Source organism: Streptomyces sp. GL_141, assembly GCF_057834385.1.
In genome coordinates this window covers 7,307,869-7,327,425 of the sequence record NZ_CM174402.1, presented here as the reverse complement: position 1 = coordinate 7,327,425, position 19,557 = coordinate 7,307,869, and the positions used below count along the sequence as shown (strand labels likewise).

The window sequence follows — 19,557 nt, the reverse complement described above, 5'->3', positions numbered from 1 at the left end:
CCGCCCGAGCTCAGCCCTGCGGCGGCTGCTGCCCGAGGTCGGCCTCGCGCCGGGGCTCGTCCTGGAGCTGGACCCGTGCCTCGGTGCGGTGGCCGCGCTCGACGTAGTCCCGTACGACGGCCTCGACCGCGTCCTGGGGAGAACCGATCCCGGCGAGGACCATCACCTCCACCACGAGCTCGGCTTCGAGGCTGATGCTGATCTTGGCTCGGCCCGGCACGGGACCCCTCCATCCGTCGTCGGAGGAGGGACTCTAGCGGGCTCAGGCGTTGGGGCGCAGCGTCCAGACGACGGTCCTTTGGATGCCGTGATCTTGCACCTGGGGTAATGACCGGCAATACCGCTACTGACCTGCGGTTTCACGTCCCCACGCGTCCCGACGCATCCCGGGGTTTCCCGCTGGCATGTGCTCAGTGGGTGCTCAGTGGCGAGCAGTTGGTTCCGATGCCGCCGTAACGGCTCCCCGGCGGGGCCTCTGCACATGCAGAAGGCCCGGAGTTGGACGCTCCGGGCCTTCATGCATCAGGGCTACGCCGACCCGAAGGCCAGTGACCGCTAGGAGCAGCAACTCCGTCCCGGTCTCAAGTTCTGCAAACCCAGAACCCGGTTACCCCAATGCCTCGAAAGACTTCGGGGGCCACACCTCACCCCAGCGGTGCGGACGCCTCCAGGATGGCACAGCGCCCGCGGGCCGTGCATCCCGCTCCCCCCTTCGAGGGGGTCACTTTTCAGCCGACCTCTGGCCGATCACAAGATGTAGACACGGGACGTACCGGGACACCCAGGGATAGTCACGCGCTGTCGGAGCCTCGTGGGCTGTCCGGGGTACACGCGGCGCGTCGTGCTGACGGCGGTGTCCGATGACCGCCAGCACCCCCGTGAAGATTCCGGCCCAACGCTCTGCCCCCGCATACCGCGCCCGGCTGGATCTGCTGGCCGCCCTTCCACATATGTCCGCGCGGATGCTGCGCGTGCTGGTGGAAGGTGACGTGGACCAGCGGTACGCCCACTGGTCCCTCCAGCGCGGCGGGTCCGATTCCGAGCACGGCCACGCGGTGACGTACGCCCTGGTGTGCTGGGCGGTCCGCGTCGGCGCCGAGTACCCCGCGTTCCGGGACCTGCTGATGGAGCACCCCGGACGCGGCGCCGATCATGTCCGGCGCTTCGTGGGCCGCAAGGGCTGGGCGTCGACTGACCAGTACCTCCGGCGCCTGTGGGCGGCACGTCAGCAGCAGAACGCAGGGTCGGACGGCATCACCTCCCGTCAGGACGCCCACGCCGGCCTCGCGACCCTCCGCGTCAAGGTGGAGACGGCGGCCTGGAAGGGCACGGCCAGCAAGACCGATCTGAAAAACCTGATCTTCCGCTTGGGCATCTGCGACATGGTCGGCGGACGGGAACACGCCCTGTCTGAGCGCCACCTGGCCGAAGGCATCGGATGCTCCCAGAAGGCCGCGCGCCGGAGCAACTCCCGGTTGAAGGCGGCCGGACTGCTGTGGCAGGTGGACCACGGTTCCACGACCGAAGGCGCCAGCTGGTACCTGCTGACGGGAACGGGTTCTCACAACGACCCCACCCGCCAGGTGCCGAAGGCTGGGGGGGGACCTGAGTGAGGTCACCGTGAGAAACACCAGGTCAGCCAACCTCGATTCACGAGCCGCAGCCCAGGTCATGGCCACCGACGCCTTCGCACACCTCGGGCTCGGCGGGTCCGGCCTCGCGGTCCTCGCCGCCCTCGCCGCGGACGACGGACAGACTGTCGCCGACCTCCAGGGGTCCGCCTCCGTATCGCAGGCCACCGCCTACCGCCGGGTCGCCCAGCTTGCCGAGATGGGCTTGGTCGTCCGCGAGGGCGAGCTGTACCGGCTCACTGAGCAGGCCCTGGACGGCATCGGCGAGGAGTCCGACGACTGCACCGACCCGGTCATCAGCTGGGAAGACGCCGCCCAACGCCTCGGTACCGTCGGGACCGGGGACCGCCGCCGCGCCCGCCATGAGGCCCAGCGCCGCCACCGGGACGAACAGATCGCCGCCGCCCAAGAGAAGCGTCGCACCGCGAGCCACGAGGTCCACCCGGCCCTCGTGGCCACCGAGTACGTCTCGGTGGACGGCCAGCTGGTGGACCCCGACACGGGCCAGGTCATCGACGGGTGGTCCGTCGACACCGAGGGCCGATGGATCAGCCACGACGACATGGAGGTCGCCGCATGACCAGGCAACAGGTAGCCCCCGCCGGGAAGCTCCGATGACCCCGGAGCCGTGCGCGAGCGAGGCGTGCGCCGAGGCCGACCCGCTGAGCCCGTGCGTGTGCCGCTGTGGGGGTTGGGGGCACGCGGCCAAAGTGCATCCGCCGCTCTTCAACCGCGAGGCGGTCGGCGGGGACATGGCGAAGCCCCGGCCGCCGCCGAAGCGATGACCGGGGCCCGGGAAAGTTCTTCCGGGGGAGTCGTGAACCCCGACGACAAGGCCGGCTGCGGCTCGGTCCTCGCAAATCTCGCCGTCGTCCTCTTCGTGGTCTGGCTGGCCCTGCACGTTGGGACCGGCTCGTGAACGACCACCAGCGCCTCGCCGACGCCATCCGAATCCTGGCGATCCGCAAGCTGCTCGCCGAACTCCGGCGGCGGCAGAACAGCACCACCAGCACGGAAAGGAGGGGGAGGTGACGAGCGTCCCCCAGCTCACTCGGACCCACCGGGTCCTTATCGGAGTCGTAGTCGGCGGCAGCGTCCTCGTCGCCACGATCGGTTTCATCGGGTCCTACGGCGCCGTTCACCAACTCGCGGTGGAGAAGGGCTTCGGCCGCTTCGCCCGCATCTTCCCCATCGGTATCGACCTCGGCATCGGCGTACTGCTCGCGCTGGACCTGCTGCTGACGTGGATGCGCATCCCCTTCCCGGTACTGCGCCAAATCGCGTGGTTGCTGACCGCGGCGACGATCACGTTCAACGGTGCGGCAGCCTGGCCAGATCCGCTGGGCGTCGGCATGCACGCCGTGATCCCGGTGCTGTTCGTGGTGACGGTGGAGGCGGCCCGGCACGCCGTGGGCCGGATCGCGGACATCACCGCGGACAAGGCCCTGGACGGCGTGCGGATCACCCGCTGGCTGCTGGCCCCGGTGCCCACGTTCAAGCTGTGGCGCCGGATGAAGCTGTGGGAGCTGCGCAGCTACGAGCAGGCCGTCGGCATGGAGCAGGATCGGCTGATCTACCGGGCACGCCTCCAAGCCCACTACGGCCGCGCCTGGCGCTGGAAGGCCCCCGTGGAGGCGGTGCTGCCGCTCCGCCTGGCCAAGTTGGGTGTACCGCTGACCCAGACCGCCCCGGCCGGACTGGTCGCTGCGGGGATCGACATCGAGTGGCGGCCGGCACCCGCCGAGAAAATCGGTAATCCGCGCCGACTGGAGCCGGTCATTACTGCCCGACAGGTCGCGTACGCGGCCAAGGAGACCCCCAGCGCCCCCCGCGAGGAGGTCACCGCCCGCATTCCGCAGGCCGCCACCCCGGAGGAGGAGATGCCGGAGTGCGAGGACGAGTTGCAGGTTCCCGCGCAGGTTGGCCCGGACGCTCGAATGATTGAGTCTGCCGACGAATCGTCAATTCCCTCCGAGAAACCGCAGGTCACTCCCGAAGTGACGAACGACCCGCCCACCCCGCCCCAGCTGCCCGCCCCGCCCGTCGATCCGCTGGCCGAGCGCCGGGAGCGGGTCATGCGGGAGACCGCAGCCAAGCGATCTTCAATCCGGGAGGAATGGGATGCGACCCGCGCAACGAAACCAAACCTCACGAAAGCCGCATTTGTACGCGCGACGAAATGGACCACGGGCGAGGTGAACGGCGCCCTCGCCGCCGTGAAGAGCACCACCAGCACCACCTGACCGACGCTCATTGTCCCGCTCGATACGGCAGCGCCACACCGGGAAGCGCACCGAATCGAGTGGGAGCCACGGGCCGCCGGCCCGGATCCAAAAAGGATCGGCCGGACTCGGTAATTCGCTTCGCAGGCATCCGAGTCCGGCCGCAGTACCTCCCGTGGGAGACACGACCATGATGTCCGATATACGGCGCCGCGGCGTACGCATCACCGCAACGGGCTACCTGCTGGCCTTACTGCCCGCGTGCTTCGTTGACGCCTCGCAGGCCCCGGAGCCGGTCGCCGGTCCGGTTCAAACCGCCGTCCCCGACCACGAAAAACTTGCGGTGCGTTCCGTCCTGCTGCGGCTGGTGGTGGCCCTGTGACCGGCGTTCAGTGGCACAGCATCCCCACCGCGCCCGACACCGCCGAGCGGTACGGGCACACCGACCACATCACCGTCCTCGCCCCCGATGCGCACCACGCCGTCGACTGGGACCGCGTCCGGGCCACGGTCCGCCGCCTGCGGCCCCTCCGCGCCCCCGCCGTACTGGGCGTGGGCCTGTTCCCGGCGGTGCTGTGGTCGAACCACGTCGCTTACCGGATGACCGCCGCGGTCGGCGTCGACACCGCGATCGATATCTAGGGTTGCCAAATGGTTCTCCAGCTCGGAGCCGTTGAGTCGAATGAGGCACGTCAGGGACGAAGCTGAGCAATACGCTTGCTCCAACAGGCGTGCGCCGAGGGCCGCGCGGACGTCTAAACGATGCCGACGGCAAGGTAGATGGTGACTCTTGACCCTAAAGCGGATGCCCGAGACCACACGTAGGGCAGGCAGGCCGATTGCGATCGAGATCCGGTGCGCTAGTGAGGGTGGACGGTGTGGGCGCATCCGAGCCTTGGCTGTGGAGGCACCACCGGGCAGCGACGCGCTGATGATCGTGACTACCGAAGGCACCCCGAGGCGTGAACTGCTCCCGGTTTTACTGGAGAGCATCGTCCGAGAGGATTTCGCCGGAGTACTTGACGGTTTCCGGTGTAACCGGCAAGGGCACGACCTGTTCCTTGCAGGAACGCCCACCGGATCGACGACGTGGTCATCGACGGTTTTCGGCCGGCAGACCCGGTCGGTCCGCCAGCGCCTCCACGAGGGCGAGAAGATCGTCAACGGCGGCTTCGGCATGGAGGCCGCCCACCTCCGCGACGCGTACGAGGAGTACAGAAGGGGCGGTAGAGCCCACACTCAGACCGTAAGGTGGACGGTGGGTGGTCCCGGTACCGCCGAGGTGCCTCCCATCGGCACCAGAACTCCATAGGTCGCCCGCAGCAGATCAGTTGCAGACACTCACGGTTATGGCAAACCGAGACTCCTGGAGGGGTCTCGATCGTGCTGTCCTCCGAAGGTCTCCTGAAGGTTCTGACGGGCCGCGCACCACGGCTCATGTTGCTCGCAGTGACCGTCATCGTGGTGTTGCCCGCCGTCTGGTCCCGTAAGGCGGAGCGTCGCGAAGGCGCCCTCGATGTTCTCCGTCTACTGCTCTTCGGTCTCCCCCAGCCGTCTCCGGACCCCTGCACCGAGCAGGGCCACCGGCCCGGCTGCCGGACCTACACTCGCCCCATGACGACTGATCGGCTCGTCGACACCCTGTTGTTCTGGGCGATGGACGAGAGCGGAGGTGACACTACGTGTCACCTTGGGCCCAACATCCATATTTCTCCCAGCCGGTCGCCGCTGTCCGACGAGGCTGCGGTTCAAGACGGCATTCATGGGTTGGTTGCCCGGGGGTGGGCTCACGTCGGCCCTCGCGGGCGCAACGCTGCCGGTGAGATCGTCTTCTATACCTTGACGTCCGCTGGCGTGCGGGAAGCTGACCGGCGCCGGAGGGCTATCGGCAGTCGGCGCGACCGCTTGGTCTTTGCCGAGAACGCAATCCTCACCTGGGTGTTCGAGACGGCCGAACCTGGGCGTCCTGTGGAACTCCTCGGCTTCGTCGACTCGGACGTGAACTCCTTCTACGGCAGCCCATTGGCGGTCGCTGAGATCACTGTGGCGTCGAGCAACTTGGCCGGACTGAAGATGATCAGCACGACCGGCGGTCCGCTGACCGGTGTCTGGTTGCAGCCCGAGGGCTTTGCCTGCGCAATGTCAGGTCAACCAGTCCGCAGCTATATCGCACCGAAATCCCAACACTTCGAACAGCACATCCACCCGGGTGCCGTAGGAGCGCAAGGCGTCGATGTGTCCCAGACGGTCGTCGAGCGGAAATCTGAGGGCTCGTGACAGCCGAGGGCATGGCGGACGTGCTGCTGATCTGGCTCAGCAGCCGTACCAATAGGTGGGCAGGCGAGTACGTCAGTGTGAAAGAGTTCGCCGGCGACGATGAAGCGCTCCTCCAGCGAGCGGAGGAAGCAGCATGGCTACTCCAGGAATGTGGCCATGTCGCGGTGCTGGAGGCCCCCGGCTGCTTGGATGTTGCGATCACCGACAGCGGTCTGCGCGAGGCAGATCGGATCTTGGCTGTACGTGACAACCACGGCGCCCGATTCGGTTATGTTCTCGATCGGCTGGTTGCCCAGGCATTCGCGTCACCGGATGGCACCGTCCGGCTGCAGATGTTCGTTGCGACCACGGTCTACCTGGGTGAGCACCTGGAGGTTGCGGTGGTCTTGCGTGCCGCCCGGAGCCTTCGCGACTACGGCCTGGCGGTACTAACACCCGCGGAGGGCCATCCCTCGACCCTGACACTGACGTCACGCGGAGAATACTGCGCGATGTCCGGACAGAAGGTGAACAAGTACGTGAGCGAGCAGACTCCCGCACCTGCGGGGCCGGTATTCAATCAGCACGTATACGGCGGTACGGCCGCTCAGGGCATGAATGTGACCCAGAACGTAGGCGTGCAGGCCGATCAGCTGGCCGACGTTGTACGACAGCTGCGTGGCTTCGCCACGACGCTACCGCCGGCCGATCAGGAGGGCTTCCTGGTCGACGTTGAGGTACTCGAAGACACCGAGCAGGTCCCTCAAGCGCGGCTGAGTGCTGGACAGCGGATCATGCTTGCGCTGAACGCAGCCCCCGGCGCCCAGGCGATCGGCGAGCTGGTGGGCCAGGTCATGGGAGCGTTCGGAGGGTAGATCCGCCGTGCAGGGTGTCCTGCTTTGAACTGCTGGCGGCCGGCACCCGACTCGGAGTGCCAGCCGCCAGCTGTGCCTGAAGAACCCTCTCCTGTTCCCGAGTCCCGTCAGTCCCTCACTCGCCTGCTATGGACCAAGGCTCGGCAAGGAGGTGCTGGCCGGTCATGGCGGCGACGCTGTCGGCGTTGAGGGCGCGCAGCTCCTCCACCCCCACCGGCTTCACCTCCGGTGGGTTGCCGCGGTACCGGCTCGCCTTCCCGCGCGGCTTTCACATACCCGCACTGAGTGTCAGTGCCACCCGGTAGCGTCGACTTGTGACCGTGGGCACGCCCACCCTTGACGTCATTCGGCCCCGCCGATTTCGGTTCCTGGTAGGAGAGTCGTGACCCGCAAAGCCACGCGCCGCGACCCCGACCGGGTTTACCTGATCGGTGACGCCAAGACCATGAAGGTCAAGATCGGCATAGCCTCTGACCCGAAGCGCCGCCTGTCAGAGATCCAGACCGGAAACCCGGCCAGACTAGTGATCTTCGCCGTGTTCCACGGCAACGCCCGCACTGAGCGTGCACTGCATAAGCGGTTCGCCACCCGCCGCCTCTCCGGCGAGTGGTTCGACTTCATCGGTATGGACCCGGTCCAGGCGGTGACCACGGCAGGGCTCACTCGGGACACCGCCTATCCCCTGTGGGAGGCGGAAGACCCCGAGGCGTACAACAAGCATTACGTCCGCTCGATCGAAGCCACCCACGACACCAGCACTCCAAAGGGGTTCCGCCGCTTCGGCCGCTTTGCCCTGGGTCTCGGCGTCTTCATCACGGCCTACGCCGTGCTGTTGGCTTGGGTCTCGAACATGGGACTGCTTCCACAGATCGTCTTGTCTGCCGCCATCCCATGCTTCCTCATCTGTGCTGTCGCCGCCGACATCAGTAACCGGACTCAGGTGCTGGATCAAGGCCCCGTGCTGGCAGTGATGTATGGCATGACGGCCATCGTCACGTCCTCCCCGGCCGTCGGCTATGCGTTGGAAGCGACCGAGGGCCACCCTGACCGCATCCTCACGTGTTCCTACGTGGCCTTCGTGTTTGCCCTGGGCCCTGTAGTCATACACATGGGCCTCGAGGCCTTCTACCCCACGCTGGACGACAGGGTGAAGGAGCGCATCAGGGCCGACAGAAGGCAAGCGGCACAGCTCGAAGAAAACAAGATCAAAAACATCCGGCACGCCCGCAGTCTGCGCCACTACTACGGGATGCGGGGCGAGGAGATCAACCCGCGACCTCAGCAAGATCCATCTTGACCGCATGATGTCCCAATCCGCTCGGAGCTGGTGACGGAATCTATCCAGCCACCGCCCCCTCATGCGCACCACCGACGAAGCCCCCGGCACCAAGCCGGCCAGCGGGTGGCTTCGTCATGTGCGGGCGGGCAGCCCTTGGTCATTCCCCCCGCGCCCACCCTCGTATCGACCTTCCGAGACGGCTGAACGTCTCCTGGAGGACCACTAGGTCGTCCGCGGCGACTATCTTCCTCTCCAGAGAGCCGTCCTTGCGTGTCCGCGTCGCACTGGGGGCCACCTGCTCCCACATGTTGTCGATGGTGTGCGTATACGTCCAGAGTCCGTGAACGTACTGGTGGCGCTGCTCAAACGCCCTCTCGCACTCCCCGAAGATCCTGCCCAGCAGCGCAAGCCGCTCCGGCGTCTCACCACGGTCCACCGCGGCCTTCCGGACTGTCCTCCTGTTCACTGACCACGAGTTCGCCAGGATCGGCCCGTCCCATTCCTGCCCCGTGAAGTGCGCCGCCAGGGTCCCGATCGTCCACTCCAGCTCGCCCGCGAAGACGATCATCTTCCCCACCAGCAAGTACCGCTCTTCGTCTTCAGTCATCCCGCGAGGGTACGAAGGCCGGCTGCTGGGCGCCAGGAAGCATTCGGGTCGCCGCTGGCCTGCGGAACGTCACCTGAACTTCCCGGTCCAGTAGGGCTGTTTCACGTTTTGGACCCGTCTGGATTGACCGACGTTCAAGGTCTAATCTGCGCGGGCGCCAGCCGAAGGATCCCTTCTGCCGACGAAGGCCGCCTGTGCGCACTTTCCAGACGAGGACCCTGCATGACCACCCCCGAGCAGCCGCAGATACCGCCGCAGCCGCCCACTCAGCCACCCGCGTACGGCTACCCCCACCCGAGCCCCTGGGCGCCCCCGCCGGAGCCGCAGCCCGAGCAGCCGAGGAAGCCACTCAGCACCGCCGCGAAGATCGGTATCAGAGTCGGCGCCGGTGCCGGTGTGCTCCTCCTGATCGGCATCGCCGCCGCCATCTCCGGCACCGTCGCCGGAAGTAAGGGCTACGACGAGGGTCACGCCGTCGCAGCCGCCAGCGCCAGCGCCAGCGCCAACCCGATCCCCACCGTCACCGTCACCAAGACCGCCACCGTCTACGTCACCACGACGCCCGTAGCCATCACCACGACGCCCTCCGACGCCACCATCCGCCTCCTCGCCGACGCCGTCGGAACCAAGGTGTGGGACGACATGCCCATAGCAGACCGGCAGAGCCTGTGCCTGGGCCGCGGGCTGTTCGGAGACCAGTTCATCCGCGACTCCGTCACCAAGGACCACGTCGAAACCCAGGGCATCACCAAGAAGATCCTCGGCGACACCATCCTCGGCGTCATGGACAAGCGCTGCACCAACTACTGAGGCTTGATGCGTGATGTCGCTGGGGCGACGCCTTGAACTGCGAAGAGGAGGGCCCGCCCCGCGGCATCATGCGAAGATCACCAGTAACACCCCGATGTCCCCAACCGTGACCAAGATCGCAAATCGCGGAAGAGCCCGTCATCCAGGGCCCCCTCCCGACCGCCCTGGTAGCGTGCGCCGGCATGTCATCGGAACTGGAACGCCCCCCGCTCCAAGCGGACGAACGCACCGCGCTCATCGGCTGGCTGGACCTGCAGCGGCAGATCCTGCGCTGGAAATGCAAAGGGCTGAGCGACGAGGACGCGCGCCGCCCGGTCATCCCGACCTCACCAGCCATGACGATGGCCGGTCTCATCTCCCACATGCGCTGGACCGAGCACATATGGCTGGAAGTGCTGTTCCTTGGCGGCGACAAGAAGCAGAACCCCGCATTCGACGAGTCAAGCAAGAACGCCGACTGGCACACCGACGGCCGCCCCCTCGCAGAGCTCCTCGCGGAGTACGAGGCCCAGTGCGCCCGCAGCAACGAGATCGTTGCCGCGGCCGACCTGGACGACGCCGGCCGCCACCCCGACTTCCGCGACGGCAGCGCCAACCTCCGCTGGATCCTGATCCACCTCGTCGAGGAGACGGGGCGACACGCGGGGCACGCGGACATCGTCCGGGAGCTACTCGACGGCACGAAGGGCTACTACTAGCGCAGCTCCGTGAAGCGGGCACTTCCCTCAGGAGCAAGGCCAACACGCCTCACGACCAATGCGGGAGAGCCCGTTACTGGTGATCTTCGCATGATGCCGCGCGGTGAACCCTCGTCTTCGCAGTTCAAGACGTCGACCCAGCGACATCACGCATCAAATCTCAGTAACCCACCCCTGCCAACCCGAGACAGGGCAGGCCATGCCCCCCGCGTCAGCCCCAGTGGCCGGCGCGGGGGCTTCGCTGTTTTCCGGGGCATTACCAACCCGGCACCTCAGCCGCATACGGTGAGAGCACAACTGAATGGCCCCCGGTCCAAGCGCTCTGGACCGAGGGCTTCTTCGTCTCCAGGCCCTCGCCCACCGTCGGCGGGGGCCTTCGTGTTTCTGGACGACCTCTTCCGGAGTGAACGGCGCCGTGGCATGGTGCAGCCGGCGCGATGTTGATCAAGGGGGTTGGGTTGGAAGTCCTGAACATGCTCTTGGAGTACGGGCTGCCTGCTTTGGCCGGCGGTGGGGCCGGGGCCGGCATCAGCGCGACCGGCGGTTGGTGGTTCTCGGAGCGCTGGCGCCGCAAGTACGAGGACAAGGTGCGCGAGACCGCATCCGAGGACAAAAGGCGCGAGGCCGAAGAACAGCGATGGGCGCGGGAACAACTCGCTCCGTACCGGGCGTGGCAGGCGGCGCTGGCAGCGCGGAACGCGTGGTGCCCTGAAGGGTTCTCGGAGTGGGCCGCGAGCGCGGAGGAGGCGGAGTCGGCGGGCAGGAAGGAATCCAAGTACTCCATGAAGCTGCGGGAGCTGGAGGAGGCGCTGGGGCGTCTTCCGCAGCGGTACCGGGTGGAGTGGAAGCCCGCGGACGGGCACTGGCCGACGAAGGAAGAGCTGGACGAGCTAATGACGATGCTGAGCGGGGTAATCCCGCCGGAGGAGTTGCTTGGATGACCAAAGCCCCCGCCCCCGGAAGCGTTCCGGCTTGAGTTCTAGTGGTCGTCGCAACACCCCAGCTCAGGGGATGCGATGGACTTCAAGATCCGGGAGAACCGGGGACCAGGGGGCGGCGGCCGTCTGACGCGTGAGCGGGAGGCATACTCCCGGCTCATGCAGCAGGGCTACAGCAACAGAGAAGCCTGCCGGATCGTCGGTATCAACCTGCGGACCGGCAAGAGATGGCGCAACGGTTGGCACTCGCCGCCATCTGGGAAGCCGAAGCCTCCGATCACCGTGGAGGCTTCGGCTTCTGGCGTATCCAGGTACCTCCGCGAAGAGGACCGCATCCACATAGCCGACCGGCTACGCGAGAAGGCGTCGATCCGCACCATCGCCGCCGAGCTGGGCCGCAGCCCCTCCACCGTCAGCAGGGAGATCCGCCGCAACGGGACTGCCCCACGCGGCGACTCGTCCTGCTGGGCCTACCGGCCCCACGCAGCCCACCGGCGCGCCGAGCAGCGGCGCCCCCGCCCCAAGCCCGGCAAGATCGGCCAGAGCGCCGAACTACGCCAGTTCATCCAGACCCACCTCACACTCCGCTGGAGTCCGGAACAGATCTGCCAGGCTCTGAGGGCACGGTTCCCCGCCCGGCCGGAGATGCACGTGGCCCACGAGACGATCTACCAGGCTCTCTACGTCCCAAGCCGCGGAGAACTCCGCCGCGAACTCACCCGCGCCCTGCGGACGGGCCGGTCCCGCCGCCGGCCACACCGCCAGTCCCACAAGCGCAAGCCGCGCGCCATCCCGAACATGGTGATGATCAGCGACCGGCCCGCCGAGGCCGCCGACAGAGCCGTCCCCGGCCACTGGGAAGGCGATCTCATCATCGGCAAGGACGGCAAGTCCGCGATCGGCACCCTCGTCGAACGCACCACCCGCTACGTGATGCTCGCCCACCTGCCCGTCGACCACACGGCAGCCAGCACCCGGGACGCGCTCGTGGAGAGGGTGAAGACCCTCCCGCCCCACCTGCGGCGATCCCTGACCTGGGACCAGGGCGTGGAAATGGCCGCCCACCAGGCATTCACCATCGCCACGAACATCCCGGTCTACTTCTGCAACCCCGCCAGCCCCTGGCAGCGCGGCACCAACGAGAACACGAACGGCCTGCTGCGGCAGTACTTCCCCAAGGGCACCGACCTGTCCCGGCACACGCCCCAGGACCTGGCCACCGTCGCCGCCGAACTCAACGGGCGCCCACGCAAAACGCTCGGCTGGGAAACCCCAGCCGAGCGCCTGTCTAAACTGCTCGCGGCCTGATCAACCGACCACGTGTTGCAACGACCCCTCGAATTCACCCGGACCCGGCGGGGGCTTCCTCGTTTCCAGGCCCGGCCTACTGCCCCAGGAAGGTCTTCCGCCACTCCAGCGGCGACATCGTCAGCGCGGCCTCGGCGAGGGCCTGCGCGGACGCCGTCTTGAGGCTGTTCAAGGAGGTGTCGATCCAGTCCTGTACAAGGCTGTAGCCCTGGGCGCGGTACTCCACCGCCTGCACCAGGCACTCCAGCTTGTCGGCGTCCTTCGCCACGATCGCCTCGGGGGTGTCACCGTTCTCGTACTCGCCCACCACCCGCTGAACCCCGGCCTTGACCGCCGGGTGCGCGGCAGAGACCTGGTCGGCGGTGACGGTCTCGTTCGAGGCCGCGTCAATGTACCGGCGGCCGATGTGCGGGATGTCGCCGATCCGCGTCTCCTGGGTGTCGTGGAACAGGCACATCAGCGCGACCTTCGCGGGGTCGACGCCCTCCATCATGGCCAGCACGGCGCCGACGATGCCGACGCGGAACGAGTGCTCCGCGATCGACTCGGGGTTGTTGTTCCCGGTGAACCACCACCCGGTCCGCTTGGCGTTCTTGAGTACGCCCATCTCGAAGAGGAACCCGGCCGTGCCCTGGGCGTTCGCCGTCTCGTCTGCCATGTGGTGACCTCCGGTCTGTCAGGTGCGATCACGTAAAACGTAGTTCACGGTGGAGAGTTCGCGGCGGGACCTTTCCGAGATACCGCCCCCGTCCAGCAGACGCTCGGTACGCTCCGCCAGGTCCCGCACCAGCAGTCCCGACGCCTGCGGCAGCCACGGGTGGGCCGTCAGCAGGGCCCACATGGTGTGCGCGTACAGGTCCACGTACCCCGGGGCGTGGTGGAGGCCGTACGTGAGCCCGCGCAGGAGCGTTACCGGGTCCCATCCGGTGAGCTGCCGGTCCCGCATGAACAGGTCGTCGGACTGCGGCAGCGTGGTCCCGCCCAACCAATACGCCCAGTAGTTCAAGTTCGCGGCTTCGCCCGCGTCGTCGTCCACCATCGCCCGCTCGATGAAGTCCAGCAGCGGCACCGGGTCACCGAGCCGTGCGAGGGCAGTGGCCGTCGAACGCGCCTCCGCCCACTGCGGAGTCCACCCTCGCCGCGCGAGCAGACCGCGCCGGGCATGGAGAGCCTGCGCTGTCCACGCCACCGCCTCCGGGCTCTTGTCGTACGAGGTCAGGTACAGGGCCTGGCGGTGCAGGAGGACTCCCTGCGGGTCGGTTTTGGGCGCCGCCTCTGCCGTTGTCCGTAACTGCTCGAAGAACGCGGCCCGGTCCGGAGCGGGAAGGAGCGGAGAGGCTGCTGCCGGCCCCCTGCGGCGCGGGGAGGGGATCCCGGCAAGGGACGGCGGCCGGATCCCCGTAAGGGCCCAGGCGAGCATGTGTGCGGTGTCCCTGGTGTGCACCCACTCGGCCAACGGGTGCGGCCCGTCTGTGCCGGTGAGGGTGGCGCTGATGATCCGATCGGCGTCCATCGCCGCGTCCAGCATCCCCACGACCGACGCGTCCGCACCGAGGCCGGCCAGCCGCCGCCGAAGCCCCAGCAGATCCACCGCCCTCATATTTGCAACCGGCCGCCGTCCCGACTCCCACCCCTGCACGGTGGCCAAGTCCACGCCCAGGGCCTCGGCCATCCCTGCCTGAGTGAGCGGGACCGATTCCCGCGCAGTGCGCAGCACAAAGCCCGCGATCGTGCCGGTCGTTGGTCTCGTGGCCATCGCGCGCTCCCCGGTGCGGCCCCTGCCGTAACACGTACCCGCAGTCAGTCCTACCGCACGCAGCGCGACCGTAGGTTCATCTCGCGGGAGCGACCAGGCCCTGTACCCGGGACCGAGGTTGACGCCGCACCCCCCGGCAGCCGGTCTCCCTGTGTGTTCCCCCTGGGAGATCGGCTGTCCTCCACTCGAAGGAGTTCCGGATGAGCACCAGCACGATGCCCACCCCCGCGCGGGTCGCCGACCGTGCGAAGGAGATCCTGGCCGCGATCGAGGCGGACGAGGAGTTCGGCGCGTTCGAGGCCGCGACGTTGGAGTACAGCTCCGACTGGCAGTGCTTCACGGGCTTCCCCGTCATCGACCGGTGGAACCTCGACTCCGACAAGGCCCCGCTGTTCGCCGAGGGACTGCGCGCACTCGCCATCAAGGCGGCCGTGTTCGACCTGACCGGCGACGAGCTGCTCGCGGAGATCCCGGTCGCTGTTCCGGTGGACGAGATGACACACGCGATGATCGCGCAGCCGCAGCTGTTCGCGCGGATCGCGGACCGTACGGGCTTCCACCTGATCCACCAGACCGACCAGGAGCACACCGACTACACCAGCGGCGACTTCACCCACCTCGCCTACCGGCTCGCGTGGGGCGAGCCCCCGGCCCGGTACTGGCTGGTGAAGGACGAGGTCGAGCGGCGGGTGAAGATCCTCACCGCCCGATACGCCAGCATCGGCATGGACCGCGCCGGCCGCGAACACGACATCGAGTTCACCGCCGCCTGAACCAGCGCCGCCTAGGTTCCGGCTCCGCCGCGAGCCGGGACTCCAAGGGCTCCGGCGGCGGGGCGATGTGCTCCGGGGTCAGACCGATCTTTCCCGGGTGGACACACACCGGAGTTCCGTCCGGCATGTACCGGTAGCCGTCAGCCCCGTTGAACGGCCAGCACCACGACGGCCGGTCGGCCACGACGAACCCTGCCCGAGGAAATCTCAGGGCCGGACAGACCGCGCACACCGGCCGCTCGTCGTCATCTTCCGTCGCATACGGGGCGCTCATGGCTCCGCACCCTACCCATCCCTCCGCCGACAGGAGCGTGCCATGACCCAGCCTCTCCCTCGCCGTTCGCCCGCCCGACAGATAGAGGGACATCCCGAGTACACCCCCTGGGGCGGTTCCTTCGAGGGCGAGGTCGAAGCCTCCCCCGACCCGTCCCCCGCGCTCCGGGAACGCGCCGAGTCCGGCCTGGAGAAGTTCTTCGCCAGCCTGGCCGGCGAACAGGATGGGACGCCGGGATGAGCGCGATGTGGATGCAGGTGCGGACCGTCGACCCGGACACCGGGGAGACGATCACCGAGACCGCGAAGGTGATCGTCAAGGTGGCACCCGGCACGGCCCTGGAGCCCGCGCCCCTGAAGCTCTCACCGTGCAAATGCCCCCGCTGCACGTAGCCCACAGCCCCCGGCCCCGCCGATCTCGCAGGCGTTGGCGTGGCCGGTGCACCACCGACATGCACCACTCGAACGATCGAGAGGAGCACCACCCATGACCATCACCACCGAGCGCGAGACCATCACCACCACCAGGTCCCGCGACCCGCGCGAACTGCTCAACGCGGTCGAGCCGCACATTCAGCACCTCACCATCAACATCCTGGACTCCGGGATGACGATCTGGGACCGCGAGGTCGCGCTGCTGCTGCGGGACGAGGTCGACACCCGCGAGACCGCGGAACGCATCCTCGGCAACGCCGTGATGTACATGATCGCCAGCATGGAACACCCCGACGTGCACATCGGCGTCGGCAAAATCGTCGACAAGGGTGTCCATCAGGTCATCCTCGACACCCCGGTCTTCTTCGCGTTCTGCGACCTCTACAACGGCGGCGTCTACAAGCACCACGCCCCGTTCATCACCCGCCGCGCCGACGGCACCGTCCTCGACACCGCCGCCTTCCTGGCCAGCATCGGCTTCGCCCCGGATGCCGAGCTGTGGGCCAAGGACGGGGCCACCTGCTCCCCGTGCGACAGCAAGGTCCCCGACTCCCACTGACGGCTGCACTGCGGCCGGAACCGGCCTCCTCCCTCACCGTCCAGCCCTAGTGTGTGGGGCCTCGCCAGAGCATCGGCGGGGCCCCACCCGCGTTCCCGAAGGACACCGCCATGGCTGCACCGCACAACTACGAGCACGAGACCGCCCTGTGGGACGCCTTCGCCGAGAGCGCCGGTAAGGACCCCTCCAACGGCGATCCGGTGTTCCGCTGGACCCAGTACAAGGACCACCCCGCCGACCCCGGCCCGGCCATCCTCGGTGCCCCGGAGACCGCGCTGGAGATCGGTTTCGGCACAGGCCGTGCAGCGGCCTACCTCGCCGAGCGGGGGGTGAAGGTGACCGGCGTCGACCTGTCCCCTGTCGCCGTGGCCAGCGCCAGCGGGCGGTACGGCCACCTCGGCATTGAGTTCGTGTCCGCGGAGATCCTCGCCCACCTCGCCGGAGGGGAACGCACCTTCGACGCGGTGTACTCGATCTTCGGCGCCGCCTGGTTCACCGACCCCGAAAAGTTGTTCCCGCTCGTGGCCGGCTCCCTCAACCCCGGCGGCACCTTCGTGTTCTCCCAGCCCCCCGCAATCCCGGGCGCCTACGGTCCCCAGGGCATGTACAAGGGCGGCTTCGCGGGCCCGGCGATGTTCACCTACCGCTACAGCTACACGCCCGAGACGTGGGAGCGCTTCCTCCGCGAAGCCGGTTTCAAGCAGGTCGAAGCCCGCGAACTCGACGCGCCGACACCGGGGCACATCGGCACCCTCATCGTGCAGGGCACCCGGCCATGACTTTCTGGCTCGGCTACTGGCACCGCGGCACCCTGCCGTCCCTCGTCTGATCCTGCGCACGAACGCCCCGTCCTCCCACTCGGCCGGAGGGCGGGGCGCAGTGCTGATTTCAGACCTTGCGCTCAGCCGGCGTCTTGTCGCCATTGGTCCTGATGCGCAGCAGGTCTCCGGCACACGCGCAAGGCATGCGCAGGTACTCCGTCCACGTGATCTCGTCGACTCGTTCCTCTATGGACTCGTACACGAACCGTCGACCTCGACACAGCGGGCAAACAGGCACCCCAGTGGCGTTGAGGTTCTCGTAGTCGTAGCCGTACCCGTCGAAGGGGTTGATCCAGTGTTCGCCGGAGTGGACGTTGTTGCTGCACCTGTTGTGATCCGCGCGGCCACACCCGCCGCAGTTGTCGCACGCCCAGCGAACGGACACCACGCGGCCAAGACTGCTGATGTTCACCCGCGTCCGGTTGTACGGCATATCGCCGCTGCCGTGGCACGTCCGGCACGGCTCTGCCCCGTCCAGTACGGGCGCGGGAAGAACAAACTCGTACACGTCGGATGCCTGCGCTGGGGTAGCTCCGGCCGCAACACCACGAACCGCGGCCTGGTGGCCCTGCCCCGTCTCTGCGCGGCGGGTCCGGGCAGCATTCTTCCGGGCGTGCCTCTTCACCATGACTGTTCCAGTTTCCGGCGCACCGGTCCCGTGCCCTGCGCGCCCGGGAAGGAACGCACGCTGGTGGATTTCATCGCCTTGTTGATGCGGTGCACCTTCGGGCCGTCATCGCCGTACGGTCACGGGCCGTTCGACTGAGCCGAGGCCGCCGCGACGGAGGCGGCCGAGGCTGACCACGATAGCGGATCGGTCGGTGCACTGGCGAGACGCTGCCAGCAGGTTGACGGTGTCCACGGCCGCCGTCAACGCAGCCGCGCAGCCCGAGCGAAGCAGCAGCCTGTTCAGCGCCGAGACCCCGACTCAGACGCGGGGCCCCGGGCTGTCTCCGCAGGGGCAGTGCTGCCCTCCAGGACACTGCTGGGGCTGCTCTCGCCCGCCGTCGACACCGCGCGGACGGTGAGCTTGTACGGGCTGCTGGGCTGGTAGCCGCCTACCGTCGCCGACGTCGCAGGGGCCTGCACCGCCATCTTGAACGTGCCCGACTCGTACAGCCGGAACTCCCGGACCGGCGGTGACACCGGGGAATCCATGTTCCAGGTGACGGGCACCGAGTTGGCCGTCACCGAGGAGGAGAGGCGAAGGCTGGTCGGCTGCGCGGGCGCCGACGTCCGCGGCAGCACGGTCATCAGCGAGGCGAACGCCGAGTAGGAGTTCCCGCCCAACTGCTCCGGCCGCACCGCCCGCACCTTCAGCTCGACACGGTCGCCCGCCGCGAACGGGTTGTCGAACGACACCCGGACCGGCGCCTGCGAATCCACGACCGTCGGTTGCGTCGCGGTGGCCAGCAGCTGGTCACCCTCCATGAGACCGATCGTGCTCGACATAGCCGGCCGAGGGTTGCTGTTGCCGACGACTTGATAAGAGGCGGCGCCCTGGATCGCGTTGAACTGGACGTGATACATCCCCGGGTTGCCCGACGCCGGGTCCGGGGTGGGGCGCCCCTGCTGGAACGACAGCCCCGGCGTCGACAGCGGTGCGAGCTGCCCGTACGCGGCCCGCGGCAACGCGCTCGGTGTCTGGATATTGAGCACCGCCGACTTGGAGCCAAGGGTCCCGTCCAGGCCGATCGCCTGGAGCTGAATCGTGTAGGCGGTCGATGGTGCGATGCGGGTCCAGGTCGGTTGAGCCTGCGGGGCCTGCGGAGCCGGCGGAGGAGCCGGGACGTAAAAGCCGTCCAGCACGGTGTTCTTGTCCGGCGTCGTCAGGGTCAGTGACGGGGTGGTCGGCACCGCGGGAACCGGTACCGGCTGACCCTCAGCAGGCATCGGCAACGAACCCACGAACACGTGGTACCCGCGGACCTGGACCACATCGACGCCCTTGGAGCCCGGGGAGGGCATGCTCCAGGACAGTTGGAACTCACGCTCGGCCGCGTACCCGCCGGGGATCGGATCGCCCTTGCGGACCTGGCGGTGCGGTGGGAATGCCGCGGCGCCGTCAGCGCTGGCGGTGTACCAGGTAGGCGTGGGGATCGGTACAGGCGTCTGCGCGGTCTCATCCTTGACAACGGGATCGCCCAGGGTTGCTCGAGCCATGATGGTGCTCCCTTTCGGTACGTAGGTAGTGGTCGGGTAGGTGGTGGCCTGGGACTGCGCAAACATGGCGGACCGGCTTGTTAACACGGTCGTACTGGTGGCCTGGAGTTACGGCGTCCTGGTGGCCTGGTGCGGCACGAGGCAGTAACTCCC

Annotated in this window: 24 protein-coding genes; 18 read left to right on the top strand and 6 right to left on the bottom strand. The window is 67.8% G+C overall.

The features are described 5' to 3' along the window. Window positions 1-10: 10 nt before the first annotated feature. The gene (locus AC3IX6_RS32680) at window positions 11-163 is read right to left on the bottom strand and encodes a DUF2191 domain-containing protein (protein ID WP_382738637.1); all 153 of its coding nucleotides are present in this window, start codon (window positions 161-163) and stop codon (window positions 11-13) included. Between the two features lie 697 nt (window positions 164-860). On the opposite strand from AC3IX6_RS32680, the gene AC3IX6_RS32675 reads away from it, so the two are divergent. The 9 genes from AC3IX6_RS32675 to AC3IX6_RS32635 all read left to right on the top strand — a co-directional run bounded on the left by AC3IX6_RS32675 (window position 861) and on the right by AC3IX6_RS32635 (window position 8,281). Further along, window positions 861-1,613: a hypothetical protein gene (locus AC3IX6_RS32675; RefSeq protein ID WP_489366894.1), complete on the top strand. Its 753-nt coding sequence runs from the start codon at window positions 861-863 to the stop codon at window positions 1,611-1,613. Between the two features lie 7 nt (window positions 1,614-1,620). Further along, window positions 1,621-2,211 (top strand): helix-turn-helix domain-containing protein, encoded by a 591-nt coding sequence (locus AC3IX6_RS32670; RefSeq protein WP_489366893.1) that lies wholly within the window; start codon window positions 1,621-1,623, stop codon window positions 2,209-2,211. A gap of 448 nt (window positions 2,212-2,659) precedes the next feature. Continuing rightward, window positions 2,660-3,874, top strand: coding sequence for a DUF2637 domain-containing protein (locus AC3IX6_RS32665; protein ID WP_489366892.1), 1,215 nt, complete (start codon window positions 2,660-2,662; stop codon window positions 3,872-3,874). Window positions 3,875-4,028: 154 nt separating this feature from the next. Beyond that, window positions 4,029-4,235, top strand: coding sequence for a hypothetical protein (locus AC3IX6_RS32660; RefSeq protein ID WP_489366891.1), 207 nt, complete (start codon window positions 4,029-4,031; stop codon window positions 4,233-4,235). Next, window positions 4,232-4,495, top strand: a complete 264-nt coding sequence (locus AC3IX6_RS32655) for a hypothetical protein (RefSeq protein WP_489366890.1) — start codon at window positions 4,232-4,234, stop codon at window positions 4,493-4,495. The genes AC3IX6_RS32660 and AC3IX6_RS32655 overlap by 4 nt, the downstream gene beginning before the upstream one ends. A gap of 163 nt (window positions 4,496-4,658) precedes the next feature. Continuing rightward, a complete protein-coding gene (locus AC3IX6_RS32650) occupies window positions 4,659-5,165 on the top strand; it encodes a hypothetical protein (RefSeq protein ID WP_489366889.1) in 507 nt (168 codons plus the stop codon). Window positions 5,166-5,467: 302 nt separating this feature from the next. Beyond that, window positions 5,468-6,130: a hypothetical protein gene (locus AC3IX6_RS32645; protein ID WP_489366888.1), complete on the top strand. Its 663-nt coding sequence runs from the start codon at window positions 5,468-5,470 to the stop codon at window positions 6,128-6,130. A gap of 11 nt (window positions 6,131-6,141) precedes the next feature. Further along, a complete protein-coding gene (locus AC3IX6_RS32640) occupies window positions 6,142-6,984 on the top strand; it encodes a hypothetical protein (RefSeq protein WP_489366887.1) in 843 nt (280 codons plus the stop codon). A 382-nt stretch (window positions 6,985-7,366) separates the two neighbouring features. Then, complete coding sequence (locus AC3IX6_RS32635; protein WP_489366886.1) at window positions 7,367-8,281, top strand: GIY-YIG nuclease family protein; 915 nt, start codon at window positions 7,367-7,369, stop codon at window positions 8,279-8,281. Between the two features lie 139 nt (window positions 8,282-8,420). Here the strand turns inward: AC3IX6_RS32635 and AC3IX6_RS32630 are convergent, their stop codons facing one another. Beyond that, the gene (locus AC3IX6_RS32630; RefSeq protein WP_489366885.1) at window positions 8,421-8,870 is read right to left on the bottom strand and encodes a hypothetical protein; all 450 of its coding nucleotides are present in this window, start codon (window positions 8,868-8,870) and stop codon (window positions 8,421-8,423) included. Between the two features lie 222 nt (window positions 8,871-9,092). Between AC3IX6_RS32630 and AC3IX6_RS32625 the strand changes: the two genes are divergently transcribed. The 4 genes from AC3IX6_RS32625 to AC3IX6_RS32610 all read left to right on the top strand — a co-directional run bounded on the left by AC3IX6_RS32625 (window position 9,093) and on the right by AC3IX6_RS32610 (window position 12,624). After that, the gene (locus AC3IX6_RS32625; protein ID WP_489366884.1) at window positions 9,093-9,680 is read left to right on the top strand and encodes a hypothetical protein; all 588 of its coding nucleotides are present in this window, start codon (window positions 9,093-9,095) and stop codon (window positions 9,678-9,680) included. A 182-nt stretch (window positions 9,681-9,862) separates the two neighbouring features. Then, on the top strand, window positions 9,863-10,378 hold the full coding sequence (locus AC3IX6_RS32620) for a DinB family protein (protein WP_405435598.1): 516 nt from the start codon (window positions 9,863-9,865) through the stop codon (window positions 10,376-10,378). 458 nt (window positions 10,379-10,836) lie between these two features. Beyond that, window positions 10,837-11,319 (top strand): hypothetical protein, encoded by a 483-nt coding sequence (locus AC3IX6_RS32615; protein ID WP_489366883.1) that lies wholly within the window; start codon window positions 10,837-10,839, stop codon window positions 11,317-11,319. Window positions 11,320-11,394: 75 nt separating this feature from the next. After that, complete coding sequence (locus AC3IX6_RS32610; protein WP_489364150.1) at window positions 11,395-12,624, top strand: IS30 family transposase; 1,230 nt, start codon at window positions 11,395-11,397, stop codon at window positions 12,622-12,624. A gap of 76 nt (window positions 12,625-12,700) precedes the next feature. Here the strand turns inward: AC3IX6_RS32610 and AC3IX6_RS32605 are convergent, their stop codons facing one another. Then, window positions 12,701-13,282 carry an HD domain-containing protein gene (locus AC3IX6_RS32605; protein ID WP_489366882.1) on the bottom strand — a complete coding sequence of 194 codons (582 nt, stop codon included), beginning with the start codon at window positions 13,280-13,282 and terminating at the stop codon, window positions 12,701-12,703. 18 nt (window positions 13,283-13,300) lie between these two features. Continuing rightward, window positions 13,301-14,380 carry a helix-turn-helix domain-containing protein gene (locus AC3IX6_RS32600; RefSeq protein WP_489366881.1) on the bottom strand — a complete coding sequence of 360 codons (1,080 nt, stop codon included), beginning with the start codon at window positions 14,378-14,380 and terminating at the stop codon, window positions 13,301-13,303. A 200-nt stretch (window positions 14,381-14,580) separates the two neighbouring features. Here AC3IX6_RS32600 and AC3IX6_RS32595 point away from each other — a divergent pair, with 200 nt between their 5' ends. The 5 genes from AC3IX6_RS32595 (at window position 14,581) to AC3IX6_RS32575 (ending at window position 17,199) form a co-directional block, all read left to right on the top strand. Next, a complete protein-coding gene (locus AC3IX6_RS32595; RefSeq protein WP_489366880.1) occupies window positions 14,581-15,153 on the top strand; it encodes a hypothetical protein in 573 nt (190 codons plus the stop codon). Window positions 15,154-15,469: 316 nt separating this feature from the next. Then, entirely contained in the window at window positions 15,470-15,667 is a 198-nt protein-coding gene (locus AC3IX6_RS32590) for a hypothetical protein (protein ID WP_489366879.1), read from the top strand. Then, entirely contained in the window at window positions 15,664-15,819 is a 156-nt protein-coding gene (locus tag AC3IX6_RS32585; protein WP_489366878.1) for a hypothetical protein, read from the top strand. The genes AC3IX6_RS32590 and AC3IX6_RS32585 overlap by 4 nt, the downstream gene beginning before the upstream one ends. A 94-nt stretch (window positions 15,820-15,913) precedes the next feature. After that, the gene (locus AC3IX6_RS32580) at window positions 15,914-16,420 is read left to right on the top strand and encodes a hypothetical protein (RefSeq protein ID WP_489366877.1); all 507 of its coding nucleotides are present in this window, start codon (window positions 15,914-15,916) and stop codon (window positions 16,418-16,420) included. Between the two features lie 110 nt (window positions 16,421-16,530). Next, window positions 16,531-17,199: a class I SAM-dependent methyltransferase gene (locus tag AC3IX6_RS32575; protein WP_489366876.1), complete on the top strand. Its 669-nt coding sequence runs from the start codon at window positions 16,531-16,533 to the stop codon at window positions 17,197-17,199. 109 nt (window positions 17,200-17,308) lie between these two features. Here AC3IX6_RS32575 and AC3IX6_RS32570 read toward each other — a convergent pair whose 3' ends face one another. Beyond that, window positions 17,309-17,869 carry a hypothetical protein gene (locus AC3IX6_RS32570; RefSeq protein ID WP_489366875.1) on the bottom strand — a complete coding sequence of 187 codons (561 nt, stop codon included), beginning with the start codon at window positions 17,867-17,869 and terminating at the stop codon, window positions 17,309-17,311. A 281-nt stretch (window positions 17,870-18,150) separates the two neighbouring features. Next, on the bottom strand, window positions 18,151-19,404 hold the full coding sequence (locus AC3IX6_RS32565; RefSeq protein ID WP_489366874.1) for a fibronectin type III domain-containing protein: 1,254 nt from the start codon (window positions 19,402-19,404) through the stop codon (window positions 18,151-18,153). Window positions 19,405-19,557: the final 153 nt, after the last annotated feature.